Origin of the sequence: Pseudomonas sp. WS 5010, assembly GCF_012985565.1 — a bacterium.
Classification (GTDB): domain Bacteria; phylum Pseudomonadota; class Gammaproteobacteria; order Pseudomonadales; family Pseudomonadaceae; genus Aquipseudomonas.
Window position 1 is genome coordinate 353,875 of sequence record NZ_JAAQWQ010000004.1, and the last position, 25,569, is coordinate 379,443.

Consider the following 25,569-nt stretch of genomic DNA (forward strand, 5'->3'; position numbering starts at 1 on the left):
CCGGGCGGTGGGCAAGATGACGGGTGGTGCCCGTTGTTCGGGGCTGTTCATGGGCCTGGCCAGCCTTTTCGGGGGGCATGGGGAGGTGGTGGCCATCGAGCTGGGGACGGGGTTTGACCTGGCGGCCCTGACCACCCATGGCATTGATCCAAAAGTCTCGGAATACTTTCGCAGTGCCGCGCGTTTTCGCGAGGGTGTCCAGGTGGTCGGGCTGCGGGTCAATGGCGCCGCATTGGGGCTGGTCGACGCTCGTTTCGACTATCAGGGCCAACTGTGCTTTACCCGAGGGCTGCTGGACAAGGCCGGTTTGCGGGTGCCATCGGCGATCTTGCAGGCCGGTGTCACGGCCGATCAGGCATGCCATGACTTTATTGGTGAGTATCCGGCAACGATAGTGCGGTTGCGCCCCGGCAGTGACGAAGTATCCCTGGTGGTGCCCACGCAATCGTTGCGCGAGGCGCAGTGGGAGGCGGGCAGCTTCAGCCAGGGCGGTACGGCCGCCATGCTCAATTACGATGTGCTGGGGTTCGACAGCCATGCACGTGATGGCTCCAGCCGGTTTGTCTCGGCCTATACCGAGGCGGGGTTCAACCTGGGCAACTGGGTTGTGCGCAGTCGGCAGTTCTACATTTCCGATAATGGCAGGGGCAGCAGCGAGCATGTGTATGCCTACGCCCAGCGCGATTTCGCGGCCCTGCAATCGACCTTCCAGGCAGGCCAGATTTCCAGCCGCAGCCCGGTGTTTGGTGGGCTCCAGCTTTCGGGCTTCCAATTCTTTCCCGATGGGGTGGCGCGCCTTGGGAGCGCCAACGGTGTAGTGGTCGAAGGCCTGGCCCATAGCCAGGCGAGGGTTGAGGTGCGCCAGTCCGGGGTACTGATTTATTCGACCCTGGTGCCTGAAGGCCCCTTCAGCCTGACCGGTCTGCCGCTGCTCAATGGCACCAGTGACCTGGACGTGAGTGTCATCGGGACCCGGGGTGGCAAGCGCAGTTTCGTGGTGCCGGCGGCGTCGTTCGGAGCCCAGGTGCCTGTGGCGCCTGGCTTCGACTTTGCCCTGGGCAAGGTGCGCGAAACGCTCGTCAGTGGCCGGGAGCAACCGGTGGTGGCGATGGGCAGTGGCACCTGGGGCCTGGGCGCAGGCACGGCCCTGGGGTTCGGCGTGCTGGGGACAGATGAATATCATGCGGCCGGTGGTACGTTGAGCCGGGTGTTTTTCCAGCGGGTTTCGCTGACGGCAAGGCACAACATGTCGCGTGACCAGGTCCGTGGCGTGGGCGGCACGCGCAATGCCGTGTCGCTGGGCAGCCCGTTGGGCGCCGGGGTTGAAGTGAACCTGAGTGCTACCACCCAGAGCCGAGGTTATCGGGATGTCCTGGAGGCAGGCGCCGTCTCGAACAAGGACTTTCTGGATGCGCGTTTCCAGCGCCAGTACACCGCCGGGCTGAGTTGGGCCGAGCCGCTGTTTGGCGCGCTATCTCTCAGCTATTCGCGCAGCACCCAGTTTGACGGGCAGGGTGCCGAACACGTATTCGCGTCGTGGAACAGGCGTTTCAGTGAGGTTGATGTCGCGTTGATCGCCGACTCGCAAACCGGCCCGTCGCGCCGCCGAAAACGCCGTTATGCCGCCAATGAGGAGCTTCCCTCGCAAGGGATGTCCCTGCGCCTGCAGGTCAGCCTGCCCTTTGGCGAGAGCCGTCGCCTGACCTCCTACGCCAGTCGGCGCAATGGCCGCTCCGATATCGGCACATCCTTGTCGGAACGGGTCAATGAGTATGTGGACTATGAGGTTGGAGCCGAGCGCGATCTGACGGACCGCCAGCAATCGGTGCACGGGCGGGTCGATGTCATGCCGCGCTACACCCGCATAGGTGCGGGAGTGAACCGCGACGCCTCGGGAACCAGCTACACCGGGCAATTGCAGGGCGCCGTGGTGGCCCATGGGCAAGGGCTGACTTTTTCGCCCTACCCGGTACAGGACACGTTCGGCCTGCTGTCGGTGGGGAATATCTCGGGCGCCAAGGTCGAGACGCCCCAGGGCCCGGTCTGGACCGACTATCGCGGCCAAGCGGTCATTCCTGGGCTACCGGCGTACAGCAACAGCCACCTCCAAGTGCAGACCCAGTCGCTGCCCAAGCGCGTCGACCTCAAGAACGGCACCCAAACCCTGGCGGCTGCACGCGGCTCGTTCAATACCGTGGAATTCCAGGTGGTCAGTGCCCGCCGTGTTCTATTGACTGCCCGTGATCAGCATGGGCGCACGTTACCCCAGGGAGCTGCTGTGTTTGGCACCGACAAGGCCTTTGTGACCAGCGTGGTGGGCGAAGGCCTGATCTTCCTGAATGACAGCCAGCCCCAGCAAACCCTGAGTGTCCAATTGCCGGATTCGACCAAACCCTGCCTGTTGCAACTGAACCTTGAGCCAGAGCCCTCCAATGACAAACTTTATGAAACCGCCTCGGCCACCTGCCAAGGGTTGTAAATCGGTGAGCAGGTTTTATCAGCGCCTGTTGTTCGTTATCGCGATATTGGCCAGTGAAGCCAGTGTCGCCAATTGCCAGTTGGTTTTAAGCCAGCCTCGCGTCGACTTTGGCATATTGCGCCACGCGCAGTGGCTCGATGGCCCCGCCAGTTCATCGTCACTGGGCAAGCGTACGGTGGTGCTGAACGTGGTGTGCATCGATCCCGTGCCCATGGCGATCCGGTTTGGCGGGTTGCCTGCGGGAGGGCGGGGGTTTCGGTTTGGTGGCGAGGGCGTCGTTACCTTGAGTATCCGGCACGCCCAGCTGGATGGCCGCCCCGTGGACCTGGCCGTCGACGGCTCGACCGGCGATCAGCTTGTGCCCGGGCAGGTGCTGATCGCCCGGGCCGCAGGCGTACCGGTGACAGGCCGGCGATTATCGGCGCAGTTGGAGGTCGACCCGTATCTGCCGGTCGATGCGTTCTCTGTGCGCCGTGAAACCACATTGGAAGGGCAGGTCCAGGTCGAGTGGGTGCCGCACGGGGCTGGCATCAGCCCGGCTGCTCCACAGAACCAATAAAGTTGGCTAGCTCAGCGGTGCGCGGTTGGGCAAACAGAACCTTCGGGTCGCCAACCTCATGTACCTTGCCCTGGTGCATGAACACCAATTTGTCGCCGACTTCCCGGGCAAAACGCATCTCGTGGGTGACCATGATCAAGGTCATGCCATCCTTAGCCAGTTGGCGCACCACTGTGAGCACTTCATTGACCAACTCCGGGTCCAGCGCCGAGGTGATCTCATCGCACAGCAACACTTTGGGCGACATCGCCAGTGCCCGTGCGATGGCCACCCGCTGTTGCTGGCCGCCGGACAGGCGATCCGGGAAGGCATCGAATTTTTCTCCCAGCCCGACGCGCTCCAGCATCTGTCGCGCCAGGTCCGCGGCCTTGGCCTTGGTGACTTTTTGCACGACCTGGGGCGCGAGCATGACGTTTTCGCCCACGGTCAAATGGGGGAACAGGTTGAACTGCTGGAACACCATGCCGACTTTCTGCCGCAGGCTGCGCAGGTCGGCGCGGGCCGCGTCGAGGTATTCGCCGTCGACTTCAATCACCCCATCGTTGATCGACTCCAGGCCATTGAGGGTGCGCAGCAAGGTGGATTTTCCCGAGCCACTGCGGCCGATGATCGCCACCACCTGGCCTTCCTCGACCGTCAAATCGATGCCCTTGAGCACATGGTGATCGCCGTAATACTTGTGCAGCGCGGATATTCTAAGCAGAGGCATGCAGTCTCCTTTCCAGGTAGCGGGCACTGAGGGACAAGGGGTAGCAGAGCAGGAAGTAACCGAGTGCCACCAGGCTGTAGACCATGAAGGGCTCGAAGGTGGCGTTGGCGAGCATGCTGCCGGTCTTGGTCAATTCGGTGAAGCCGATGATCGACGTCACCGCCGTGCCCTTGACCACCTGCACCGAGAAACCCACTGTCGGCGCCACGGCAATTCGCAGGGCCTGGGGCAAAATCACGTAGCGCAGTTGCTCATAAGGGTTGAGGGCCAGGCTGGCGGAGGCTTCCCACTGGCCATGGGCGATAGCGTCGACACAGCCGCGCCAGATCTCGGCCAGGTAGGCGCTGGTAAACAGGGTCAAGGCAATCGCGGCGGCCAGCCACGGCGAGATATCGATCCCCAGCAAGGCGATGCCGAAGAACACCAGGAACAACTGCATCAGCAGCGGCGTGCCCTGGAACAGTTCGATATAGGTGCGGGCAATATTGCGCGGCAGTGCCTTTTTGCTGATGCGCAGGGTCATCACCAGCAAGCCGATCAGCCCGCCGCCGATAAACGCCACCAGCGACAACAGTAGCGTCCACTGCAGGCCGGTCAGCAGGTTGCGCACGATGTCCCAGAACGAAAAATCACTCATCGGCTGTTCCTCATCACATAGCGGCGGCCGATCCAGTTGAGCAACTGGCGGATCATCAACGCCATGCACAGGTACACCAGGGTGGTCAGTGCATAGGTTTCAAACGCACGGAAATTGCGGGACTGGATAAAGTTGGCGGCAAAGCTCAACTCTTGCGTGGCGATCTGTGAGCACACCGCCGAACCGAGCATCACGATGATGATCTGGCTGCTCAGCGCCGGCCACACCTTGCCCAGCGCCGGCAGCAACACCACATGGCGGAACGCTTCAAGGCGCGTCATTGCCAGCGCCGCTGCGGCCTCCAGTTGCCCACGGGGAATCGCCTGGATCCCGGCGCGAATGATCTCCGTGGAATAAGCCCCCAGGTTGATCACCATCGCCAGCACCGCCGCCTGCCATTCGGAAATCTGCAGGCCCAGGGACGGCAAGCCGAAGAAGATGAAGAACAACTGCACCAGGAATGGCGTATTGCGGATCAACTCGACATACACCCCGAAGAGCCAGCAGAGCGGCTGGATTTTCCATGCCCGCACCACGGCGCCGACAATCCCCAGCGCCACCCCCAGGATGGCGCCGATAGCGGTCAGCTCCAGGGTGAACAGCGCACCGCGCAACAACAGGTCGGTATTGGCCAGCACCGGCACAAAGTCGAATTGATAGGCCATGGGTCAGCTCCGCCTCACAGGTCTGCCGGCAACGGTTCTTTGAGCCACTGCATCGCGTTTTTTTCCAGGCTGCCGTCAGCCTTGGCGGCGACCAGGATCTGGTTGACCTTCTCCAGCAGCGCCGGCTCGTTTTTGTTCACGCCGACATACACCGGCGAATCCTTGAGTTTGACTTTCAACGCCGGCACCCGCTTGGGGTTGCGCGCGCTGATCGCCACCATCACCACGTTGCCACTGGCGATCAGGTCTACCTGGCCGGCGAGGTAGGCGGCGATGGTCGAGTTGTTGTCTTCAAAGCGCTTGATCGTGGCTTCCTTGGGCGCGACGGCGGTCAACTCGATATCTTCGATGGCGCCGCGGGTTACGCTGATGGTCTTGCCCTTGAGGTCGTCGAGGCTCGCGATGGCCGCGTCAGGTGGGCCAAATACCGCGAGATAGAACGGCGCGTAGGCCTTGGAGAAGTCGATGACCTTCTCGCGCTCCGGGTTCTTGCCCAGGCTGGAAATCACCAGGTCCACCTTGCCAGTGGTGAGGAACGGGATGCGATTGGTGCTGTTGACCGGGGTCAGCTCCAGCTTGACCTTGAGTTGCTCGGCCAACAGTTTGGCGGTGTCGATATCCAGGCCGCGCGGCTTCATGTCGGGGCCGACCGAGCCGAACGGCGGGAAATCCTGGGGCACCGCGACCTTGAGGGTGCCACGGGCGACGATATCGTCCAGGCCGTTGGCCTGGGCTGGCGCCTGGCTGAGCATCAGGCTGGCAAACAAGGCAGTGAGCAGGGCGCTGCAACGCTTGGTCATGGCAACTCTCCGAAAAGGGTGAAGGGATTTTCTGAGTTTGCCCAGTGCACAGCCCATGCCATGACGCCCTGAAACGGTCGCAAGGCAGGATTTAATGGGCTTGCAGCGGTCTTACTGGTCTGAACAGTCAGCCGCTGTTTCGCACCCTTTTCGAGCGCCGGCAAAATCGCGCGAGCCCCTTTGGGGCGTGGCTTGCGGGCTGCCGAGAATAGATTTACAACTAGGCTTACTGTTGACTAAAACCTCGGGTTTTTATGAATTCCATCGCCCAAGCCGTACCGGAAGCGGCCTTGCAAGCCATCCGCAAACTGATCAAGCAACAGGGCTTCGGGCCAGGTGATGCATTGCCTTCCCAGCGGGACCTGGCGCTGCAACTGGGGGTCAGTCGTGCCTCGTTGCGTGAGGCCTTGTCATCGCTCAGCGCCCTGGGGTTGGTCAGCGTGCAACCGGGCAAGGGCGTGTTCGTGCAGGCACCACCGGCGGGTGATATGGGCGGTGTGGCCTGGCCGTTTACGGCACAGGCCAGCCCGTTGGATATCTTCCAGTTGCGTTACGCCCTGGAGGGTTTTGCTGCGGGGCTGGCGGCCATGACGTTGACCACCGAGGAACTGGATGGGCTCGAAGACAATGTCCAGGCCATGCGCCGGGAGCTCAAGGCCGGTGATTTCGAGGCCGCCGCACGGCTGGACTTCGCTTTCCACCAGCGCATCCTGTTGGCCAGTGGCAATCAGGCGATGGTGAGCATCCTCAGCGCCAGCGCCGAGGTGTTCCTGGAAAGCCAGAAACTACCGTTCATCCGACCGGAGCGGGCGATGGAAACCTGGCAGGAGCACCGCAAGATCCTCCGTGCCCTGGCCCGGCGCAGCAGCGCGGCGGCGCACAAATCCATGCAGGAGCACGTGCGTAACGCGGCGCTGCGTACGGGGATCGCCTTTATCACCCCGGTAGCCTCCTGACCCGGCCATATCCAAAATGATGGCGTCCCATAGCAAGAGTCAATCAGCGGCGGCTTCCTGAACGAAGGAAGGGCGGCTATGATGGGCAACGTTTTTTTTGCTTACAACCCGGAGACATCCATGAGCAGCGATCTTATCAAGCACGTCACCGACGCGACCTTTGATGCCGAAGTCCTTCAGGCCCAAGGCCCGGTGCTGGTTGACTACTGGGCTGAGTGGTGCGGCCCTTGCAAAATGATCGCCCCGGTCCTGGACGATATCGCAGCTACCTACGAAGGCAAGCTGACCATCGCCAAGCTGAACATCGACGACAACCAGGAAACCCCGGCCAAGCATGGCGTACGTGGTATCCCGACCCTGATGTTGTTCAAGAACGGCAACGTCGAGGCCACCAAGGTCGGCGCGCTGTCGAAGTCGCAACTGCAAGCTTTCCTCGACGCCAACATCTAAGCGTCGTCAAAAAGCCCCGCAAATTGCGGGGCTTTTTCGTGAAACAGGGCTAGACGCTCCCAAACTCAGGTGGTACATTCGGCCCCGCACTGGTTTCTCCACTGCCCCCTGCAAGCCGTCGCCGACGCATTCCTTTCGATTAGTACGCGATCCTGTCGCCTTCTCTGCGGCGCGGCCTCATTAAGCCAAAAGCTTAATTCCCCCCCTCTATAAATGATTACGTCATTCCTATATGAATCTGACTGAACTCAAGCAAAAGCCGATTACCGACCTGCTCCAACTGGCCGAAGAAATGGGCATAGAAAATATGGCCCGTTCGCGCAAGCAGGACGTGATTTTCTCCCTGCTGAAAAAGCACGCGAAAAGCGGCGAGGAAATCTCCGGTGATGGCGTGCTGGAGATTCTCCAGGACGGCTTCGGCTTCCTCCGCTCTGCAGACGCCTCCTATCTCGCCGGCCCAGACGATATCTACGTCTCGCCGAGCCAGATCCGTCGCTTCAACTTGCGCACCGGTGACACCATCGTTGGCAAGATCCGTCCTCCAAAGGAAGGCGAGCGTTACTTCGCCCTGCTCAAGGTCGACACGATCAACTTCGATCGTCCCGAGAACGCGAAGAACAAGATTCTCTTCGAGAACCTGACGCCGCTGTTCCCGACCGTGCGCATGAAGATGGAAGCCGGCAACGGTTCCACTGAAGACTTGACCGGTCGTGTGATCGACCTGTGCGCCCCGATCGGCAAGGGCCAGCGTGGCCTGATCGTCGCACCGCCGAAAGCCGGTAAGACCATCATGCTGCAGAACATTGCAGCGAACATCGCGCGTAACAACCCTGAAGTTCACCTGATCGTGCTGCTGATCGATGAGCGTCCGGAAGAAGTGACCGAAATGCAGCGCACCGTGCGCGGCGAAGTGGTTGCCTCGACGTTCGATGAGCCGCCAACCCGCCACGTGCAGGTTGCCGAAATGGTGATCGAGAAGGCCAAGCGCCTGGTCGAACACAAGAAGGACGTGGTGATCCTGCTCGACTCCATCACCCGTCTGGCCCGTGCCTACAACACCGTGATCCCGAGCTCCGGCAAAGTGCTCACCGGTGGTGTCGATGCCCACGCCCTGGAGAAGCCGAAACGTTTCTTCGGCGCCGCGCGTAACATCGAAGAAGGCGGCTCGCTGACCATTATCGCCACCGCGCTGGTTGAAACCGGCTCGAAGATGGACGAAGTGATCTACGAAGAGTTCAAGGGTACCGGCAACATGGAGCTGCCATTGGACCGTCGCATCGCTGAAAAACGCGTGTTCCCGGCCATCAACATCAACCGCTCCGGCACCCGCCGCGAAGAGTTGCTGACGGCCGACGACGAACTGCAGCGCATGTGGATCCTGCGCAAGCTGCTGCACCCGATGGACGAAGTTGCCGCCATCGAGTTCCTGATCGACAAGCTGAAAACCACCAAGACCAACGACGAGTTCTTCCTGTCGATGAAGCGTAAGTAATACGACGTTTCAGGTCCGAAAGAATGGCGCCCCCAGGGGCGCCATTTTTTTTCGTGTGTTTTTTAAGCATGTTCCAAACGCAAATACGCCGCGATAAGCTGCCAGCCGCCCTCAGAGCAGGTAGGATGTACGCCTATTTTACGGGTGGCATGGTTAATGAAATTCAAGGATCTTCGGGATTTCGTGCAGCAACTTGAGCAGCGCGGAGAGTTGAAACGTATTCAGGTGCCGGTTTCCCCGGTCCTGGAAATGACTGAGATTTGCGACCGCACCCTGCGTAACAAGGGCCCGGCGCTGCTGTTCGAGAACCCCACAGGCTTTGATATTCCGGTGCTCGGCAACCTGTTCGGCACGCCCGACCGGGTGGCGTTCGGCATGGGCGCCGAGTCGGTCAGCGAACTGCGCGAGATCGGCAAGCTGCTGGCCTTCCTCAAGGAGCCCGAGCCGCCCAAGGGCCTCAAGGATGCCTGGTCGAAGCTGCCGATCTTCCGCAAGATCATTGCCATGGCGCCCAAAGTGGTCAAGGACGCGGTGTGCCAGGAGGTGGTCATCGAAGGCGATGACGTCGACCTGGCAATGCTCCCGGTGCAGACCTGCTGGCCCGGCGACGTCGGCCCGCTGATCACTTGGGGCCTGACCGTCACCAAGGGCCCGAACAAAGACCGCCAGAACCTCGGCATCTACCGCCAGCAAGTGATCGGCCGCAACAAGGTGATCATGCGTTGGCTTAGCCACCGTGGCGGCGCGCTGGACTTTCGTGAGTGGTGCGAGAAGCATCCCGGCCAGCCGTTCCCGGTATCTGTCGCCCTGGGCGCCGACCCGGCCACCATCCTCGGGGCCGTGACGCCGGTGCCGGACAGCCTGTCCGAATACGCCTTTGCCGGCCTGTTGCGCGGCAACCGCACTGAGCTGGTGAAGTGCCGTGGCAACGACCTGCAAGTGCCGGCCACCGCCGAAATCATCCTCGAAGGCGTGATTCATCCGGGCGAGATGGCCGATGAAGGCCCCTATGGCGACCACACCGGCTACTACAACGAAGTCGATAGCTTCCCGGTGTTCACCGTCGAGCGCATTACCCACCGGATCAAGCCGATCTACCACAGCACGTACACCGGCCGCCCGCCTGATGAGCCGGCGATCCTGGGTGTGGCGCTGAACGAAGTGTTCGTGCCGATCCTGCAGAAGCAGTTCCCGGAAATCACCGACTTCTACCTGCCGCCGGAAGGCTGCTCGTACCGCATGGCCATCGTGACCATGAAGAAGTCCTACCCGGGCCACGCCAAGCGCGTCATGCTCGGTGTGTGGTCGTTTTTGCGACAGTTCATGTACACCAAGTTCGTTATTGTCACCGATGACGACATCAATGCCCGGGACTGGAACGATGTGATCTGGGCTATCACCACGCGCATGGACCCCAAGCGCGACACAGTGATGATCGATAACACGCCGATCGACTACCTCGACTTCGCCTCGCCGGTGTCGGGCCTGGGCTCGAAGATGGGCCTGGATGCCACCCACAAGTGGCCGGGTGAAACCACCCGTGAGTGGGGCCGGGTGATCGTCAAGGATGAAGCCGTGACGGCGCGTGTCGATGCGATGTGGAAAGAATTGGGAATAGATTGATGCGTGTAACCCTGCAACCTTCCGGTGCGGTCCTCGACTTGCAGCCGGGCGAGCGGATTCTTGAAGGTGCGCGGCGCCTGGGCTACGAATGCCCGCAGGCGTGCCGCAATGGCGTGTGCCACGTGTGCGCGGCCCTGTTGGTCGAGGGCCGGGTGCAGCAGGCCGGCGAGGTGCGCGATCATGGCGAGTTCTACACCTGCATCGCCGAGCCGCTGGAAGATTGCATCGTGCTATGGGATGGCGTGTTGGCGCCGGGGGAGTTGCCGTTGCGCAAGCTTGCCTGCCAGTTGAGCGAGTGCGTGGACCTGGGTGGCGATGTGTGGCGCGTGCGCCTGCGTGCGCCGGCCGGCAAGGCGCTGCGCTACCACGCTGGCCAGTACCTGATGATCGAGCGCGAAAACGGCGAGAAATCGGCGTTTTCCCTGGCGTCGGCGCCCCATGCCGGGCGCGAGCTGGAGCTACATGTGCTGGTGCGCGAAGACAGTGCCCGCAGCCTGATCGAGCAGTTGCAGCGCAACCAGATGGCGCGGGTCGAGCTGCCGTTTGGCGATACCCACCTGGCAGAGCTGCCCGACGGGCCGCTGGTGCTGATCGCGGCCGGCACCGGCATGGCGCAGATGCACAGCCTGATCGAGCACTGCCGGGCCAGCGGTTTCAAGCACCCGGTGCATCTGTACTGGGGCGTGCGCCGTCCCGAAGATTTCTACCAGGTCGAGCATTGGGAGCAGTGGCAGCAATTGCCCAACTTGTTCCTGCACAAAGTGGTCAGCGACCTGTGCGGTTGGGAAGGGCGTTGTGGCTTGTTGCATGAGGCGGTGTGCGAAGACATAACCGACCTCAAGGCTGTGCATGTCTACGCCAGCGGTTCGCCGGCGATGATCTATGGCACGCTGGATGCGTTGGTCAACGCCGGCATGGATGCACATCAGATGCGTGCTGACGTGTTTGCCTACGCCCCTCGCGCCTGAGGCGCCGATCAAACTGTGGGAGCGGGCTTGCCCGCGATAGCGGTGTATCAGTCACCGACGATATTGACTGAACCAACGCCATCGCGGGCAAGCCCGCTCCCACAGGGGATCTGCGCATGGCAGGGAATTTTGGTACCGCCACAAATCACATATGGGAGTGGGCAAGCTCCCACATCGGATTGTGTTTACTCAGGTGCGCGGCCTCAGAAGCGCACGCCCGTGGTCACCATCGCCGCATTGAACCCCAGCAGCACAAGCTCTGCCGCCACCGGCCCATAGTGCGCGCCTACCGACGGAATGATCACCGGTGCCACGCCGTAGCGGTTCAGCGGGATCTTGTCGCGGTATTTGCCGCGATAGCCCTGGATCGCCCCGCCGGTCAGCTTCAGGTACACCGGATAGTTGGCCATGTCATAGCGCTTGCCCGCATAGGCGTAATACGAGCGCTGGCGAAACGAGTTGCGAAAGGTCGCACCGCCATACACCCACCCCGAAGCGTCATTGCGCTCCAGGCCGATCAGGTCCTGGTGGTTGTTGTGCTCGGGATCCGGCGCAAAGTGCCGGGTGTAGACGCTGGTCTGGGCGTACCAGAAGCCTTTGTCGTCGTTGGCGGGTGTTTCGGCGGCCAGGGCGGTGGTGGCCTGCGCCAGGAGCAGCAGGCCAGAAAGTCGGTTTTTCATGGGGCGACCTCGATAGTCGGTTAATGCGCGGCTAAGTGGGGTCGTGACGCGGGCCTATCTTGAGGCCAGGTCGCCCGTAAAGGCTGAACCGGTGCTGAAACAACGACGTTTACCGGGGCAATCCTGACGAATGGGGCCCATTGCTTATGCTTTCTCTTATTCTTAAAAGATATTTATTCGTCAAGATAAATATCATTAAGCTATATGTCATCGGGCCACCGACTTTCTGCCAATAACCAGTAAATGACCGCCACCGTCCGCCACACGGATCGATCGTATGAACTCAGGGCATTGACGTTCTGACTTTTGATTGCAAGGGGAGCGGTATGGGGAGCTACAACAAACACGCGCTGTACACGGCGATTTTGTCAGCCAATTTGCTGACCGCCGTGGGATTCAATCCAGTGATCGCCGCTGAAACGACGACTGCGGACGCACCAAAGCTCGACACGGTGATCGTCACCGGCACTCGTGCCCAAGAACGCACGGCCAGCGCCTCACTGTCACCGATTGATGTTATTTCCGGCGAAAGTCTGCGCAGTACCGGCTCCGATGAACTGGGTGCTGTACTGGCGCGGCTGATTCCTTCCATCAACTTCCCACGCCCCAGCCTGGTGGACGGCGCCGAGCTGGTGCGCCCGGCGCAACTGCGCGGCCTGTCGCCGGATCAGGTGCTGGTGCTGGTCAATGGCAAGCGGCGCCACACCAGTGCCTTCGTCAACCTGGGCGGGGCGGTCGGTCGCGGTTCGGCCCCGGCAGACTTGAATGCCATCCCGCTGTCGGCGGTCGACCATATCGAAGTGCTGCGCGATGGCGCGTCGGCCCGCTACGGCTCTGACGCGATTGCCGGGGTGATCAACGTGATCCTCAAGCAGACCGACCATGGAGGCGCGGTTTCCAGCAAGTTCGGGCAATACAAGAAAGGCGACGGGATCCAGCGCAACATCAGCGGCAATACCGGCCTGGCAGTGGGCGAGAATGGGTTTATCAACCTCTCCGCCGAAGGCGCCGACAATGACTACACCAATCGCGCCGGCCACGATTACCGCCCGGCCAGCGTCGGCTCTACCACGTACGGCCAGCGAGTGTTCCGCCAGGGCGAACCCTCGACCAACGAAGGCAAGCTGTGGTTGAACGCCGGCTATGCCTTCAACGATGCTGCCGAGTTCTACACCTTTGGTGGCTACAGTAAGCGGCGCGGCGAGACGGCGGCGTTTTACCGGGCGAGCAATGCGTCCAACAACATCCCGGCGCTCAACCCCAATGGCTACTTGCCGCTGATCCGTGGCAACCTCGAAGACACCTCGCTGGTGGCCGGCCTGCGTGGGCAGTTTGCGTATGACTGGCACTACGACCTGTCGGCCAACTACGGCAAGAACCAGTACGAACTGCGCACCGAAACCATCAACACCTCCCTGGGCCTGGCGACGCCGCGCAAGTTCGACAACGGCACCCTGAGCAACGAACAGAAGCAGCTCAGCCTGGACCTGTCCCGGGAGTTCGACCTTGGTTGGTTGCCGTACCCGGTGTCGGTGGCCTTCGGTGGCGAATACCTGCACCAGGGCTATGAGATTGAAGCGGGTGAGCCGGCGTCCTACTACCAGACCGGCAGTTCGGGCCTCGGCGGTTTCCGTGATGCCGACGCCGGCAGCACCTCGCGCCACAACTGGGCGCAATACCTGGACCTGGAAACCAATTTCACCGAGAAGCTCGGGGTTTCGGCGGCGGTGCGCCATGAGGACTACAGCGACTTTGGCTCCAACGTCAGCGGCTCGCTGTCGGCACGCTATGACTTCACCCCGCAGGTGGCCCTGCGCGGCAGCATTTCCAATGGCTTTCGCGCACCGTCCCTGGCCCAGCAGAACTTTGCCTACACCTCGTCGCAGTTGATCGGCAACACTATCCAGGAAGCCGGCACGTTCCCGGCCACCAGCCAGGTCGCCCGCCTGCTCGGCGCCGAAGACCTCAAGGCCGAAAAGTCGCGCAACTACAGCCTGGGCCTGGTGCTGGAGCCCGCGGATAACCTGACGGTGACGGTCGACGTGTACCGTATCGATATCCGCGACCGTATCAGCCTGTCGTCCAACCTCGCGCTCAACGCTGCGACTCGCGCTTATCTGCAGGCCAACGGTGTCGGCAACATCGACTACACCACCGCCCGTTACTTCACCAATGCCACCGACACCAGCACCGATGGTGTCGACCTGGTGGCCAACTACCGCTACCAACTGGATAACGGCATCCGCTGGAACAGCACTGTGGGCTACAACTACAACCACACCAAGGTCACGGACGTGAAGGCCAACCCGGCCATTCTCGATAGCCTGGGCGCCAACCTGGTGCGGGTCGACCGGCGCGAGCGCATCGGCTTGCTGGGTGACACCACGCCCCAGCACAAGCTGAGCCTGGCCAACGATTTCACCTTCGGCAACTGGGCGCTGCACAGCAACCTGGTGCGTTATGGCGAATTCACCAGCTACCAGGCAGACAAGGTCAACGACCAGACCTTCAAGGCCGCCTGGGTGCTGGACCTGTCGGCTGACTACAAATTGCACAACTGGACCTTCACCGTGGGCGGCGACAACGTGACCGACAAATACCCGGAAAAGCTCAATGCCTACGCCAGCAGTGGCGGCAACCTGGCCTATAGCACTTTTTCGCCTTACGGTTACAGCGGCGCGTTCTATTACGGTAAAGTCGCCTATAACTGGTAATGCACAGGAGACCTAAGCGATCTGCCATGACCGTTATTGAATCCGAACGTCTGCAATTGGCTTACCCACCGCGGCTCGATCTGGGGCCGCAACTCACTCACGAACAATTGATGAGCTCGATGCAAGCCACCATGGGCCTGCACAAGGGTGGGCCGGTCTGGCTGTTTGCGTATGGCTCGCTGATCTGGCGTCCCGAGTGTTCGGCGACCCAGCGCCTGCGCGCCCGGGTCCATGGGTATCACCGGGGCCTGTACCTGTGGTCCCACGAGCACCGGGGCACGCCGGAGTTGCCGGGGCTGGTGTTTGGCCTGGATCGTGGTGGCTCGTGCAGCGGCTTTGCCTACCGCCTGCCGGAGGATCAACTGGAGGCCTCGCTCTATGCCTTGTGGCAGCGCGAGATGCCTTACCCATCGTATCGGCCACATTGGCTCAGTTGCCGGCTTGAAGACGGCAGCCAGGTGCAGGCGTTGGGTTTTGTGCTGGAGCGGCACCTGCCCAGCTACGCCGGCAACTTGCCCGACAGCGTGCTGAACCAGGTATTTGAAAGCGCTTGCGGGCGTTACGGCACCACTCGCGATTATGTCGAGCAGACCGTCAACGCCCTGCGTAGCCACGCCATGCCAGATAAAAATCTGGAGGCGCGGCTCAAGCGATGTGCCAAAGGCGTCGCGGCGATTAACGCGCCGAGCTGACGCTATTGGTGTGCCACAGGGTTGGGATCAGGAACGCGATGGCCAGCAGGCACGCGCCGATCAGCAGCACAAAGCCGCCGTCCCAGCCGAAGTGGTCCACGGTGTAGCCCATGGCCGCACTGGCCGCTACCGAACCGCCCAGGTAACCGAACAGGCCGGTAAAGCCTGCCGCCGTACCAGCGGCTTTCTTCGGCGCCAGCTCCAGCGCCTGCAGGCCGATCAACATCACCGGGCCGTAGATCAAAAAGCCAATGGAGAACAGCGCGATCATGTCGACCATCGGGTTGCCTGGCGGGTTGAGCCAGTACACCAGGGTCGCCACGGTCACCAGGGCCATGAACACAATGCCGGTCAGGCCACGGTTGCCACGGAAGATCTTGTCCGACATCCAGCCGCACAGCAGCGTGCCGGGAATCCCCGCCCATTCGTAGAAGAAGTACGCCCACGACGATTTGTCGACGGTGAAGTGCTTGGCTTCCTTGAGGTAGGTCGGTGCCCAGTCCAGCACGCCATAGCGCAGCAGGTAGACGAACACGTTGGCGAAGGCGATGTACCAGAGCATTTTGTTGCGCAGCACGTACTTGACGAAGATTTCCTTGGCGCTGAATTCGTCTTCGTGGCTGGCGTCGTAGCCTTCCGGGTAGTCGTTCTTGTACTTCTCGATAGGCGGCAGGCCCACCGACTGCGGGGTGTCGCGCATGGTGATGAAGGCAAACGCCGCCACTGCCAAGGCTACGGTGGCCGGCACGTAGAACGCTGCGTGCCAGTCGTTGAACCAGGCCATGCCCAACAGGAACAGCGGGCCGATCAGGCCGCCGCCGACGTTATGCGCCACGTTCCATACCGACACCACGCCGCCGCGTTCTTTCTGCGACCACCAGTGCACCATGGTCCGCCCGCTTGGCGGCCAGCCCATGCCCTGGGCCCAGCCGTTGATGAACAGCAAAATGAACATCATGGTCACGCTGGAGGTTGCCCAAGGCGCGAAACCGAAAATGAACATCACCCCGGCCGATACCAGCAGGCCAAACGGCAGGAAATAGCGCGGGTTGGAGCGGTCGGACACCAGGCCCATGAGGAACTTGGACAGGCCGTAGGCAATGGCGATTGCCGACATGGCCAAGCCCAGTTGACCACGGGTGTAACCCTCGTCGATCAGGTACGGCATGGCCAGGGAGAAGTTTTTGCGCAGCAGGTAGTAACCCGCGTAGCCAAAGAAAATACCGGCGAAGATCTGCCAGCGCAGTCGTCGGTAGGTACTGTCGATCTTTTCTTCAGGCAGAGGTGCCTGGTGTGGGGCAGGACGAAAGAAAGCAAACATTCAAGAGCTCCAAATTTCTTGTTTTGACTGCGGATGCGAATGTTACAGTTTCGTTACCGAAAATAGCATCGCCTCTTATCCGCAAACACAGGAAACCGGAGTAATTGCATGTTCTTTTACGAACATGTCGCCAATAGACAAGTATGGGTCGTAACCAGATTCTTCAGAACACCGCAGACCCACTGTAGGAGCTGGCTTGCCTGCGCTAGCGGTGGATCAGTTACCAACGATGTAGCTGGCCCACCGCTATCGCAGGCAAGCCAGCTCCTACATTGATTGCATTTCAAATCACTGGCGGACCTGCACGACCACCTTGCCCACCGCCCTGCGTTGCCCCAGGTCATTGATCGCCTGCGCCGCGTTATCCAGCGGATATACCTGCGACACCAGCGGCTTCAACTTGCCCTGCGCATACCAACTGAACAACTGCTGGAAATTCGCCGCGTTATCCTGCGGCTGGCGCTGGGCGAACGAGCCCCAGAACACCCCGAGCACCGCCGCGCCCTTGAGCAGCGCCAGGTTCACCGGTAGTTCAGGGATGCGCCCGCTGGCAAACCCCACCACCAGCAGGCGGCCGTTCCAGGCAATGGCGCGGATGGCCTGGTCAAACAGATCGCCACCCACCGGGTCGTAGATCACGTCGGCGCCGTTGCCATCGGTCAGGCGTTTGATTTCATCCTTGAGGTTGCTTTCGCTGTAGTTGATCAACTCATCGGCCCCGGCAGCCTTGGCCACGGCCAGCTTGTCGGCGCTGCTGGCGGCGGCGATCACCCGGGCACCCATGGCCTTGCCGATTTCCACGGCGGCCAGCCCGACGCCACCGGACGCGCCCAGTACCAGCAGGGTCTCGCCAGCGGCCAGATGGCCACGCTGGGTGAGGGCGTGCATCGAGGTGCCGTAGGTCATGCTGAAGGCAGCGGCGGTATTGAAATCCATGCTCGGCGGGATCGGCAGCACGTTATAGCCCGGCACCGCGACCTGCTCGGCAAAGCTGCCCCACCCGGTCAACGCCATGACCCGGTCGCCGACCTTGAGGTGGCTGACCTTTTCCCCGACCTCGCTGACCACACCTGCCGCTTCGCCACCCGGCGAGAACGGGAAGGGTGGCTTGAACTGGTACTTGCCCTCGATGATCAGCGTGTCCGGGAAATTCACCCCGGCGGCGTGCACATCCAGCAGGATCTCGTTCTTCTTGATCGCCGGGCTTTCGACGTCTTCCAACACCAGGGTTTCGGCAGGGCCGAAGGCTTTGCACAGCACGGCTTTCATCGGACTATTCCTTTTGGCGTATTGGCCGATAAGTGTAGGTGGGTAAGGTCACGGGTCAACGAGCATGCCCCGGCCTGATAAGTCGCCATAAGCTTGTGCTCTGCCTTGCTAGCGTTATGCTACTGGCCACCGAATATGAGGAATGAACTGTGAAAGCGTGGATCCTGTTGATGCTGGCCCTGACGTTGCCGATGGCAGCCCATGCCGAAGAAGCCAAGGAAGGCGAAGCGCCCAAGGTCAGCTATTACAGCCTGACGCCGCCTTTTGTCGGCAACTACGCCCTGGATGGCGGCCCGAAACTGCGGGTATACAAGGCCGATGTGGCCCTGCGCGTGACCGGCCCGGAAGCGGCGGCGGCGATCAAGGCCAATGAGCCGCTGATTCGCAATCAACTGGTGGCGTTGTTTACCCAGCAGACAGTCGAGAGCATGGGCAGCGTCGAGGGCAAGGAGAAGTTGCGCCAGGAAGCGCTGAAGCAGGCTCAGCAAGTGATGAACGATGAGACGGGCAAGCCGGTGGTTGAGGATTTGTTGTTTAACAACCTGATCATTCAATAGGTCCGAGTGGGGGGACTTTTGATGGTTTAAAAAACCAGCAACTAAGTTGCTGGTTGTAATTGTTAGTACACAGTGAGCTTCAGTATTTTTCTATCTGTTCTCCATACCCCCTCGGGGGGCGCGTCGAAGATAAAGTAGAAAGTGAAAAATAGTGCTGTGTTGGCTGTTTGGTAGCTCATTGATGAACCCCAAGAGTGCCATTGGCCATCTTGTGGAGGGTTGACTGACAATGTGGGGCCGCTGGGGCCGTCGGTGTCTCTGGTGATTTCGAAGCGGGGGTTTTTACCCGTTACCGCAGTACGCTCGAATAGATATCTGAGCGCGGTTATCGTGTAGACATTACTTCTCCAGGTGTATTCAACCTCTATCGCTCCTTTATATCCATGCAATGAATACTCCCCTGTAACTGTTGTTTTTCCGTTGGGGTTATTCGAGTCGATCTTAATCTCTATGACCTCTGGGGTGGCAGCGTCGCTGGAGCCACTGTTATCCGAATCTGATTTATTGACCATTTTCGCTCTCCCGGGGTGCTACGGCGATAAGTTCGTGGTTGGCTGTTCAAGCTAACAAGGGGAGAGGAATGCCGGCTACTGTCATAAATGACAGTTTTTTATTTTGTTTTTTAATAGGCTTAGTGGTTTTTATAATTTACAAGTGATAGTTCAAGACGCCAGACTCTTCCTGAACCGCGCCAACGCCACCGCAAAAAACAGCAACCCAATTCCCGCCAGCGCCAGCAAATCCGGCCACACCACGCTCACCCCCGCATCCCGGAACAGAATCGCCGCACTCAAACTCACAAAGTGCGTGGACGGCGAGCCCTGCATCACCCATTGCAACCATTCGGGCATGCTGTCCAACGGCGTACTGCCGCCTGATAACAGCAGCATCGGAATGATCACCGGGATCGCCAGCAAGCCGAACTGCGGCGTCGAGCGGGCGAGGGTGGCAAGGAAGATGCCCAAGGCGGTGCTGGCAAACAGGTATAACGCCGTCACCAGCAGGAACAGGCTCAACGAGCCGGCCAGCGGCACGCCGAGCAGGCCCTTGACCACCACTTCCAGGGACAGCCAGGTACACAGCACCACCACCAGCATATTGCTCCAGATTTTTGCCAGCATGATTTCCAGGGCGGTCAGCGGCAGCACCAGCAAATGGTCGAGGGTGCCGTGCTCGCGTTCGCGCAGCAGGGCGGTGCCGGTCAGTACGATGGCGAGGATGGTGATGTTGTTGACGATCTGGATCACCGCCAGGAACCAGCCACCTTCCAGGTTGGTGTTGAACAACGCGCGGGTGGTGAGGGCCGCTGGCGCGCGCTGGCTGGCGTCGGACTGGCCGCCGTAGGTCAGCAGTTCGCGCTGGAAAATCCGCCCGATATAGCCCGCGCCCATAAACGCCTGGCTCATGGCCGTGGCATCCACGTTGACCTGCACGCTCGGCTGGCGTCCGGCCAACAGGTCGGCCTGGAAATTGGCCGGCACGTTGATCACGAAAGTGTACTGGCCGCTGTCCATGACCTTGTCCAACTGGTCGTAGGGCAGTGGCACGGCAGGCTGGAACTCCGGTGGCTGCAGGGCTTCGGCCAACTGGCGCGACAATTGGCCGTGGTCTTCATCGACAAAGGCCACGCTGGCGTTGTGCACGCCAATCACCGAGCCGGCCGCCGGCATGTAGATGGCGACGGTGAAGGCATAGAACAGAAACAGCAGCAGCACGCTGTCGTGGCGCAGGCTGGTGAGCTCTTTGACTCCCAGGCGCAGGATATGGGCGAACTTGTGCATCAGGCCTCCTGCTTCTTGAGCATGACCAGGCTCAGCCCGGTGAACCCCAGGAAAAACCCGAACAGCGCCAGGCACTGGGGCCACAGTTGGCGCAGGTCCAGGGCTTTGGTGAAGGTGCCGACGGCGACATCCAGGAAGTAACCGGCGGGAAACAGCATCCCCATCAGCGCCGCCGCCCCTTCCAGGGACGAGCGCGGCACGATCAATCCGGAGAACTGGATGGTCGGCAGGCTGGTGATAATCATGGTGCCGAGGATCGCCGCGATCTGGGTGCGGGTGAACGCGGAAATCAGCAGGCCCATGCTGGTGGTGGCCAGCACATACAGCAGGCCGCCAAACGCCAGGGTCAGGCCGCTGCCCTTGAACGGCACGCCGAACAGCCAGCGGTTCATCGCCACCAGCAAGGCCAGGTTGATCAGACTGATCACCAGGTACGGCGCCTGTTTGCCAAGAAGGAACTCCAGGCGGGTAAGGGGCGTGGCGTAGAAGTTGGTGATCGAGCCCAGTTCCTTCTCGCGCACGATGCCCAGGGCAGTGAGCATGGCCGGGATAAACGCCAGGATCAGCGCCATCACACCCGGGCCGATGGCATTTACGCTGACCACGTCCTGGTTGTAGCGAAAGCGCGTTTCCAGCTTGGCCGCGGCCGGTTGGGACAGCGGTGTGCTGTTGAGTTCGGCCAGTTGCTGCAGGTTGGCCTGGTGTACGGCTTCTACATAATTGCGGCTGGTCTCGGCGCGAAACGGCATACCTCCATCGAGCCAGGCGGCCACCGCTGGTTGGCGCCCGGCGTAGAGGTCGCGGCCAAAGCCGGGCGGAATTTCCAGGGCCAGTTTGATTTCCGAACGTTGCAGGCGCCGGTGCAGCTCGGCCGAATCAGTGATCGGCGGCTGTTCGGCGAAGTAGCGCGAACTGCGAAAGGCCTCCAGATAGGCGCGGCTTTGCGGCGTCTGGTCCTGGTCATACACGGCGAAGGCGAGTTTCTCCACGTCCAAGGAAATGCCGTAGCCGAAGATCACCATCATGAAAATCGCCCCGAGCAGGGCAAAGGCCATGCGCACTTTGTCGCGCAGCAGTTCCTTGCCTTCACGGCTGGCCACCGCCAGCAGGCGCGCCAGGCTGAAGCCGCGCTTGCTGACGGGCGGCGTGGTCGGCGTGCTGACGCTCGCGCTGGGCGCGGCGGTTTCCGGGGTTTGCTGGGCTTGCTCCAGGCAGGTGACGAACGCGGCTTCCAGGGTCTCGCCGTGGAATTGTCGTTGCAGGGCGTCTGGCGTGTCGCAGGCCAGCACCTTGCCTGCGTGCATCAACGAGATGCGGTCGCAGCGCTGGGCTTCGTTCATAAAGTGGGTGGAGAGGAAAATCGTCACCCCTTGCTCGCGGGACAGCTCCACCAGCAAGCGCCAGAAATCGTCGCGGGCGGCGGGGTCCACACCCGATGTGGGTTCGTCGAGGATCAGCACTTCCGGGCGATGCAGCACCGCCACGGCCAGGGACAGGCGCTGGCGCAAGCCCAGGGGCAACTCGCCGGAGGGTTGTTCGGCGACGCTGCCCAGGTCAAAACGCTGGATCAATTCTTCGATGCGTGGGCCGCTGTCGGCCTTGGGCAGGTCAAATAGCTGTGCGTGCAGCACCAGGTTCTGGCGCACGCTGAGTTCGCCGTACAGCGAGAAGCTCTGGGACATGAAACCCACGCGCTTGCGGGTCGCCAGGTCCTTGGCATTCACCGGGTTGCCCAGCAGCGTGGCGCTGCCTTCACTGGCCGGCATCAGCCCGGTGAGGACTTTCATGGTGGTGGTCTTGCCGCAGCCGTTGGAACCGAGAAAGCCGAAGATCTCGCCACGGCCAATGGCGAAGCTGACTTTGTTGACAGCGGTGAAGTCGCCAAAACGCAGGGTCAGGTCGTGGGCTTCGATGGCGATATCGGTGTTGTCGTTAGCCCGAGGGGGGATCACCAGCGGCTGGTTGTTGTGCGCGCTGTCGCCCTGGAAATGGGTGAAGGCTTCATCCAGCTTGCCACTGGGCGTAACAGCAGCCAGGTCACGGCTCAGGCCATCGGCAATCAGCTTGCCGCGGTCGAGCATCAGGCAGTGCTCGAACTGCTCGGCTTCTTCCATGTAGGCCGTGGCCACCAGTAGCGTCAGTTGTGGGCGCTCGCTGCGTACGGTTTCTACCAGTTCCCAGAAGCGCCGGCGTGACAAAGGGTCGACGCCGGTAGTCGGTTCATCGAGGATCAGCAGGTCCGGATCGTGGATCAGCGCGCAGCACAGCCCCAGTTTTTGCTTCATCCCGCCCGACAGCTTGCCCGCCGGGCGGTCGGCGAAGCGTGCCAGGTCGGTGGCCAGCAACAGGTTGTGCATGCGCTGGTCGCAATCGGCTGTGGACAGGCCAAACAGGGTGGCGAAAAAACGGATGTTCTCGCTGATAGACAGCTCTGGATACAGGTTGCCGCCCAGGCCCTGGGGCATAAAGGCGATCAACGGGTACAGGCTGTTGCGGTGGCGGCGGTCTTCGATGGAACCGCCCAGCACCTGCAAGTCACCGGTCTGCAGCTTTTTGACCCCGGCGATCAAGCCCAGCAGGCTCGACTTGCCCGCGCCATCGGGGCCGATCAGGCCGCAGCGGGTGCCGGCCGGCAGGCTGAAGGCGATGTCGATCAGCGCCTGTTGCTTGCCGTAGCGGTGGTTGATGCCCGTGGCGTGCAGCGCCAGCCCGTTCATTGCAGGTTGGCCGGCCAGTCCAGGTCGGCAGTGCGCACGTAGCCGGCGCCGGGCATGCCGGGCTTGGCCTGGGGCACGGCGCTTGGTTGAGTCAGGCGCAGCTTGACGCGAAACACCAGTTTCTGGCGCTCGTCGCGGGTTTCCACTTCTTTGGGGGTGAACTGGGATTTGGCCGCGACAAAGCTGATTTTCGCTGGCAGCGGCTGATCCGGCAGGGCATCGAGCACGATCCGCGCTTCACTGCCCACGGTCAGGCGACCAGTGACGGAGGCGGGCAGGTAGAGGTTCATGTACTGGTCATTCGGATCGATCAGCAACAACACCCGCCCACCGGCGCCGAGCACTTCGCCAGGTTCGGCCAGGCGCAGTTGAATGATGCCGTCGATGGGTGCGCGCAGGCTGCTGTCGTCGATTTCGCTGGTCAGTTGCGCCACCTGGGCTTCGGCGGCACCAATGGCGGCCTTGACCGCATTCACCTGGGCCTGGGCGGCCACCACCGCCGCATTGCCGGTGTTCTGGCGTGCCTGCTGCTGGTCGATCAACTGCGCGCTGGCGAAGCCGCGGCGGTACAGCTCTTGGGTCCGCTTGAGTTCCTGGCTGGCCAGCAGGTTCTCGCTCTGGCGCAATTGCACGTTGGCTTCGGCAGCGGCGAAGTTTTCCTTGGCCCGCAGTACTTCGGCTTCGGCCTGGGAGCGCTGGGCTTCCAGGGTGCGGGTGTCGATACGCGCCAGCAGTTGGCCCTTGAGCACCTTGTCGCCTTCATCGACCCGCACCTCGGCCAAGCGGCCGGGGATCTTGGTGGCGATCTGCACTTCGGTGGATTCCAGTCGGCCGTTGCCCATGCTCAAGCCTTCCGGCAGGCGGTCGAGGGTGGACTTCCAGTAACCGAAGCCGCCGGCGGCCACCAACAGCAAAATCAGGAGAAAGGCGAAGAATTGCGAACTGCGATGTGACGTCGACATGGGTGCATCCTGCGGTGTTAGCGTCCTAGTTTGCCGGGATCGTAACCGATAGCCGTTGATACCGGTCAAATGAATACCTTTAGGCGTTAGCGCAGCGCCATGACCGCAGCCCATTGCTCCGCTGTGACTGGCATCACTGACAGGCGACTGCCTTTTTGCACCAGCGGCAATTCGGCCAGGGCCGTCTGTTGCTTGAGGTAGCCCAGCCCGAGGACTTTGGGGAAGGTTTCGACGTGGGCCACGGTGATGGCGCTCCACGGATTCTTCTCGGTGGTGGCCTTGGCATCGAAGTAATGGCTATCAGGCTCCAGCGCAGTCGGGTCGGGGTAAGCCGCTTCGATGATTTTTCCTACGCCGGCAATGCCCGGTTCCGGGCAACTGGAGTGGTAAAAGAAGAACGCGTCGCCCACGGCCATGGCCCGCAGGAAATTGCGCGCCTGGTAATTGCGCACGCCGTCCCAGCGCGCCTCGCCGAGTTTTTCCAGGCCCTTGATGGACAGCTCATCGGGCTCGGATTTCATCAGCCAATAGGCCATGGTTTTGCTCCTTTGCAGGGGATTGGGCAGCTTGTCTGTCAATTTCATGACAAACCGACGGTCGGTTGACGCCAAGGTTTGCGTGTTGGTTCACGTTAACGCAGAATGCCGGGATTTTAAGCTTGACGCAGCTGGAACGGACTACTTTGGAACGTTGCTGTCATCGTGTGTGATATGCCTGAAGGGGGGCAATCGATGAAACGCAAACCGGATTTACTATGGATTTTGGTTATTTTGTTCGGTCTGGGCGTCGTGACCACCGGGTATGCGCAAAGCCTATGGTCGAACAAGACCCAAGCCCCGGTTGAATTTGCACAGCAGCAACAACAAACCTTCAAGCGTTGACGCTATTTCGGCGCCGTTGAGTCCAGCGGCGTCCCCTCTGCGACATACCATCTTCTATCGGTAACGGTGCCATTCAACGGCACGTCCCAGCTTGCCTGCGCCAGGCGTTCGACCTTCTGGCATTCATGGGCCAGCCCCAGCAGCGTCGGCTTGCGCCACGACGAGCGGCGCGCCAGGTACGCCAGGCTGCGATCGTAAAAACCGCCGCCCATGCCCAGCCGCCCGCCCGCGTCATCAAAACCCACCAACGGCAGCAGCACCAGGTCCAGGGCCCAGACCTTGCGCTGGCGCCCGACATTGACCCGTGGCTCAAGAATGCCAAAGCGGTTGGGCGCGAGCTTTTCCCCAGGGCGCACGCGTTGGAACACCATCTTGGTCCGTGGCCAGGCGCTGAGCACCGGCAGGTAGGTGGCCTTGCCCCGGCGCTGGGCAGTGCGCAGCAGCAAGCGCGGATCGATTTCGCCATCCGTCGACAGGTACAGGGAGATATGTTTGGCCCGGCGAAACAGCGGGTGCTGTGCCAGTTGCCGATACAGGCCAAGCGCGGCCTGGCGTTGCTCGCTTGGCGTCAGGGCGCGGCGGGCCTTGCGCAACATGCGTCGAAGGTGCGGACGGGAAAGTGGCGCAGGTTCGGTCATGGTGTTCGGCTCATAAAAC

General features: G+C 61.3%; 24 protein-coding genes. 11 read left to right on the forward strand and 13 right to left on the reverse strand.

Features of this window, described 5'->3' with window-relative positions:
* The first annotated feature begins 49 nt into the window (after window positions 1–49).
* Window positions 50–2,479: a fimbria/pilus outer membrane usher protein gene (locus HBO11_RS14770; protein ID WP_169955050.1), complete on the forward strand. Its 2,430-nt coding sequence runs from the start codon at window positions 50–52 to the stop codon at window positions 2,477–2,479.
* A 4-nt stretch (window positions 2,480–2,483) separates the two neighbouring features.
* Entirely contained in the window at window positions 2,484–3,038 is a 555-nt protein-coding gene (locus HBO11_RS14775; protein WP_178121768.1) for a hypothetical protein, read from the forward strand.
* Here the strand turns inward: HBO11_RS14775 and HBO11_RS14780 are convergent.
* The 4 genes from HBO11_RS14780 to HBO11_RS14795 are packed head-to-tail and all read right to left on the reverse strand — an operon-like array spanning window position 3,010 to window position 5,849.
* Window positions 3,010–3,747, reverse strand: coding sequence for an amino acid ABC transporter ATP-binding protein (locus HBO11_RS14780; protein ID WP_169955027.1), 738 nt, complete (start codon window positions 3,745–3,747; stop codon window positions 3,010–3,012). The genes HBO11_RS14775 and HBO11_RS14780 overlap by 29 nt on opposite strands.
* Window positions 3,734–4,384 carry an amino acid ABC transporter permease gene (locus tag HBO11_RS14785; RefSeq protein ID WP_169955026.1) on the reverse strand — a complete coding sequence of 217 codons (651 nt, stop codon included), beginning with the start codon at window positions 4,382–4,384 and terminating at the stop codon, window positions 3,734–3,736. Before HBO11_RS14785 ends, HBO11_RS14780 begins: the two co-directional genes overlap by 14 nt.
* The gene (locus tag HBO11_RS14790) at window positions 4,381–5,049 is read right to left on the reverse strand and encodes an amino acid ABC transporter permease (protein WP_169955025.1); all 669 of its coding nucleotides are present in this window, start codon (window positions 5,047–5,049) and stop codon (window positions 4,381–4,383) included. Before HBO11_RS14790 ends, HBO11_RS14785 begins: the two co-directional genes overlap by 4 nt.
* A 14-nt stretch (window positions 5,050–5,063) precedes the next feature.
* Window positions 5,064–5,849 (reverse strand): transporter substrate-binding domain-containing protein, encoded by a 786-nt coding sequence (locus tag HBO11_RS14795; protein WP_169955024.1) that lies wholly within the window; start codon window positions 5,847–5,849, stop codon window positions 5,064–5,066.
* A 254-nt stretch (window positions 5,850–6,103) separates the two neighbouring features.
* On the opposite strand from HBO11_RS14795, the gene HBO11_RS14800 reads away from it, so the two are divergent.
* The 5 genes from HBO11_RS14800 (at window position 6,104) to HBO11_RS14820 (ending at window position 11,338) form a co-directional block, all read left to right on the forward strand.
* A complete protein-coding gene (locus HBO11_RS14800) occupies window positions 6,104–6,805 on the forward strand; it encodes an FCD domain-containing protein (RefSeq protein WP_169955023.1) in 702 nt (233 codons plus the stop codon).
* Window positions 6,806–6,925: 120 nt separating this feature from the next.
* Window positions 6,926–7,255: a thioredoxin TrxA gene (gene trxA / locus HBO11_RS14805; RefSeq protein ID WP_169955022.1), complete on the forward strand. Its 330-nt coding sequence runs from the start codon at window positions 6,926–6,928 to the stop codon at window positions 7,253–7,255.
* Between the two features lie 232 nt (window positions 7,256–7,487).
* The gene (gene rho, locus HBO11_RS14810) at window positions 7,488–8,747 is read left to right on the forward strand and encodes a transcription termination factor Rho (RefSeq protein WP_003176825.1); all 1,260 of its coding nucleotides are present in this window, start codon (window positions 7,488–7,490) and stop codon (window positions 8,745–8,747) included.
* A 156-nt stretch (window positions 8,748–8,903) separates the two neighbouring features.
* Window positions 8,904–10,370: a 4-hydroxy-3-polyprenylbenzoate decarboxylase gene (gene ubiD / locus HBO11_RS14815; protein WP_038444369.1), complete on the forward strand. Its 1,467-nt coding sequence runs from the start codon at window positions 8,904–8,906 to the stop codon at window positions 10,368–10,370.
* A complete protein-coding gene (locus tag HBO11_RS14820; protein ID WP_169955021.1) occupies window positions 10,370–11,338 on the forward strand; it encodes a CDP-6-deoxy-delta-3,4-glucoseen reductase in 969 nt (322 codons plus the stop codon). The genes ubiD and HBO11_RS14820 overlap by 1 nt, the downstream gene beginning before the upstream one ends.
* A gap of 203 nt (window positions 11,339–11,541) precedes the next feature.
* On the opposite strand, the gene HBO11_RS14825 is transcribed toward HBO11_RS14820, so the two are convergent.
* Window positions 11,542–12,018 carry a sn-glycerol-3-phosphate transporter gene (locus tag HBO11_RS14825; RefSeq protein WP_169955020.1) on the reverse strand — a complete coding sequence of 159 codons (477 nt, stop codon included), beginning with the start codon at window positions 12,016–12,018 and terminating at the stop codon, window positions 11,542–11,544.
* 326 nt (window positions 12,019–12,344) lie between these two features.
* Between HBO11_RS14825 and HBO11_RS14830 the strand changes: the two genes are divergently transcribed.
* Together HBO11_RS14830 and HBO11_RS14835 are read left to right on the forward strand one after the other, a co-directional pair.
* Window positions 12,345–14,732 carry a TonB-dependent receptor gene (locus HBO11_RS14830; RefSeq protein ID WP_169955019.1) on the forward strand — a complete coding sequence of 796 codons (2,388 nt, stop codon included), beginning with the start codon at window positions 12,345–12,347 and terminating at the stop codon, window positions 14,730–14,732.
* 26 nt (window positions 14,733–14,758) lie between these two features.
* Window positions 14,759–15,424, forward strand: a complete 666-nt coding sequence (locus HBO11_RS14835; protein ID WP_169955018.1) for a gamma-glutamylcyclotransferase — start codon at window positions 14,759–14,761, stop codon at window positions 15,422–15,424.
* Here the strand turns inward: HBO11_RS14835 and glpT are convergent.
* Together glpT and HBO11_RS14845 are read right to left on the reverse strand one after the other, a co-directional pair.
* The gene (gene glpT, locus HBO11_RS14840; protein ID WP_057440450.1) at window positions 15,408–16,745 is read right to left on the reverse strand and encodes a glycerol-3-phosphate transporter; all 1,338 of its coding nucleotides are present in this window, start codon (window positions 16,743–16,745) and stop codon (window positions 15,408–15,410) included. The two genes, HBO11_RS14835 and glpT, sit on opposite strands and share 17 nt — an antisense overlap.
* A gap of 288 nt (window positions 16,746–17,033) precedes the next feature.
* Entirely contained in the window at window positions 17,034–18,014 is a 981-nt protein-coding gene (locus HBO11_RS14845) for an NADPH:quinone oxidoreductase family protein (RefSeq protein ID WP_169955017.1), read from the reverse strand.
* 149 nt (window positions 18,015–18,163) lie between these two features.
* Between HBO11_RS14845 and HBO11_RS14850 the strand changes: the two genes are divergently transcribed.
* Complete coding sequence (locus HBO11_RS14850) at window positions 18,164–18,571, forward strand: flagellar basal body-associated protein FliL (protein WP_169955016.1); 408 nt, start codon at window positions 18,164–18,166, stop codon at window positions 18,569–18,571.
* Between the two features lie 62 nt (window positions 18,572–18,633).
* Here the strand turns inward: HBO11_RS14850 and HBO11_RS14855 are convergent, their stop codons facing one another.
* The 5 genes from HBO11_RS14855 to HBO11_RS14875 form a co-directional block, all read right to left on the reverse strand.
* On the reverse strand, window positions 18,634–19,083 hold the full coding sequence (locus tag HBO11_RS14855; RefSeq protein WP_169955015.1) for a hypothetical protein: 450 nt from the start codon (window positions 19,081–19,083) through the stop codon (window positions 18,634–18,636).
* Between the two features lie 150 nt (window positions 19,084–19,233).
* A complete protein-coding gene (locus HBO11_RS14860) occupies window positions 19,234–20,352 on the reverse strand; it encodes an ABC transporter permease (RefSeq protein ID WP_169955014.1) in 1,119 nt (372 codons plus the stop codon).
* Window positions 20,352–23,069, reverse strand: a complete 2,718-nt coding sequence (gene rbbA, locus HBO11_RS14865; protein WP_169955013.1) for a ribosome-associated ATPase/putative transporter RbbA — start codon at window positions 23,067–23,069, stop codon at window positions 20,352–20,354. Before rbbA ends, HBO11_RS14860 begins: the two co-directional genes overlap by 1 nt.
* Window positions 23,066–24,031, reverse strand: a complete 966-nt coding sequence (locus HBO11_RS14870) for an HlyD family efflux transporter periplasmic adaptor subunit (RefSeq protein ID WP_169955012.1) — start codon at window positions 24,029–24,031, stop codon at window positions 23,066–23,068. Before HBO11_RS14870 ends, rbbA begins: the two co-directional genes overlap by 4 nt.
* An 86-nt stretch (window positions 24,032–24,117) precedes the next feature.
* A complete protein-coding gene (locus tag HBO11_RS14875; protein WP_169955011.1) occupies window positions 24,118–24,567 on the reverse strand; it encodes an EVE domain-containing protein in 450 nt (149 codons plus the stop codon).
* Between the two features lie 195 nt (window positions 24,568–24,762).
* On the opposite strand from HBO11_RS14875, the gene HBO11_RS14880 reads away from it, so the two are divergent.
* Window positions 24,763–24,912 carry a hypothetical protein gene (locus tag HBO11_RS14880; protein ID WP_169955010.1) on the forward strand — a complete coding sequence of 50 codons (150 nt, stop codon included), beginning with the start codon at window positions 24,763–24,765 and terminating at the stop codon, window positions 24,910–24,912.
* Between the two features lie 2 nt (window positions 24,913–24,914).
* Here HBO11_RS14880 and HBO11_RS14885 read toward each other — a convergent pair whose 3' ends face one another.
* Complete coding sequence (locus tag HBO11_RS14885) at window positions 24,915–25,550, reverse strand: 5-formyltetrahydrofolate cyclo-ligase (protein ID WP_169955009.1); 636 nt, start codon at window positions 25,548–25,550, stop codon at window positions 24,915–24,917.
* Window positions 25,551–25,569 lie beyond the last annotated feature (19 nt).

Coding starts and splice junctions, on each gene's coding strand:
- HBO11_RS14770 (WP_169955050.1), top strand. CDS start 50: ATGGGCCTGGCCAGCCTTTTCGGGGGGCATGGGGAGGTGGTGGCCATC.
- rho (WP_003176825.1), top strand. CDS start 7,488: ATGAATCTGACTGAACTCAAGCAAAAGCCGATTACCGACCTGCTCCAA.
- ubiD (WP_038444369.1), top strand. CDS start 8,904: ATGAAATTCAAGGATCTTCGGGATTTCGTGCAGCAACTTGAGCAGCGC.
- HBO11_RS14835 (WP_169955018.1), top strand. CDS start 14,759: ATGACCGTTATTGAATCCGAACGTCTGCAATTGGCTTACCCACCGCGG.
- HBO11_RS14870 (WP_169955012.1), bottom strand. CDS start 24,031: ATGTCGACGTCACATCGCAGTTCGCAATTCTTCGCCTTTCTCCTGATT.
- HBO11_RS14875 (WP_169955011.1), bottom strand. CDS start 24,567: ATGGCCTATTGGCTGATGAAATCCGAGCCCGATGAGCTGTCCATCAAG.
- HBO11_RS14800 (WP_169955023.1), top strand. CDS start 6,104: ATGAATTCCATCGCCCAAGCCGTACCGGAAGCGGCCTTGCAAGCCATC.
- HBO11_RS14845 (WP_169955017.1), bottom strand. CDS start 18,014: ATGAAAGCCGTGCTGTGCAAAGCCTTCGGCCCTGCCGAAACCCTGGTG.
- HBO11_RS14830 (WP_169955019.1), top strand. CDS start 12,345: ATGGGGAGCTACAACAAACACGCGCTGTACACGGCGATTTTGTCAGCC.
- trxA (WP_169955022.1), top strand. CDS start 6,926: ATGAGCAGCGATCTTATCAAGCACGTCACCGACGCGACCTTTGATGCC.
- HBO11_RS14820 (WP_169955021.1), top strand. CDS start 10,370: ATGCGTGTAACCCTGCAACCTTCCGGTGCGGTCCTCGACTTGCAGCCG.
- rbbA (WP_169955013.1), bottom strand. CDS start 23,069: ATGAACGGGCTGGCGCTGCACGCCACGGGCATCAACCACCGCTACGGC.
- HBO11_RS14880 (WP_169955010.1), top strand. CDS start 24,763: ATGAAACGCAAACCGGATTTACTATGGATTTTGGTTATTTTGTTCGGT.
- glpT (WP_057440450.1), bottom strand. CDS start 16,745: ATGTTTGCTTTCTTTCGTCCTGCCCCACACCAGGCACCTCTGCCTGAA.
- HBO11_RS14790 (WP_169955025.1), bottom strand. CDS start 5,049: ATGGCCTATCAATTCGACTTTGTGCCGGTGCTGGCCAATACCGACCTG.
- HBO11_RS14860 (WP_169955014.1), bottom strand. CDS start 20,352: ATGCACAAGTTCGCCCATATCCTGCGCCTGGGAGTCAAAGAGCTCACC.
- HBO11_RS14825 (WP_169955020.1), bottom strand. CDS start 12,018: ATGAAAAACCGACTTTCTGGCCTGCTGCTCCTGGCGCAGGCCACCACC.
- HBO11_RS14885 (WP_169955009.1), bottom strand. CDS start 25,550: ATGACCGAACCTGCGCCACTTTCCCGTCCGCACCTTCGACGCATGTTG.
- HBO11_RS14795 (WP_169955024.1), bottom strand. CDS start 5,849: ATGACCAAGCGTTGCAGCGCCCTGCTCACTGCCTTGTTTGCCAGCCTG.
- HBO11_RS14780 (WP_169955027.1), bottom strand. CDS start 3,747: ATGCCTCTGCTTAGAATATCCGCGCTGCACAAGTATTACGGCGATCAC.
- HBO11_RS14855 (WP_169955015.1), bottom strand. CDS start 19,083: ATGGTCAATAAATCAGATTCGGATAACAGTGGCTCCAGCGACGCTGCC.
- HBO11_RS14785 (WP_169955026.1), bottom strand. CDS start 4,384: ATGAGTGATTTTTCGTTCTGGGACATCGTGCGCAACCTGCTGACCGGC.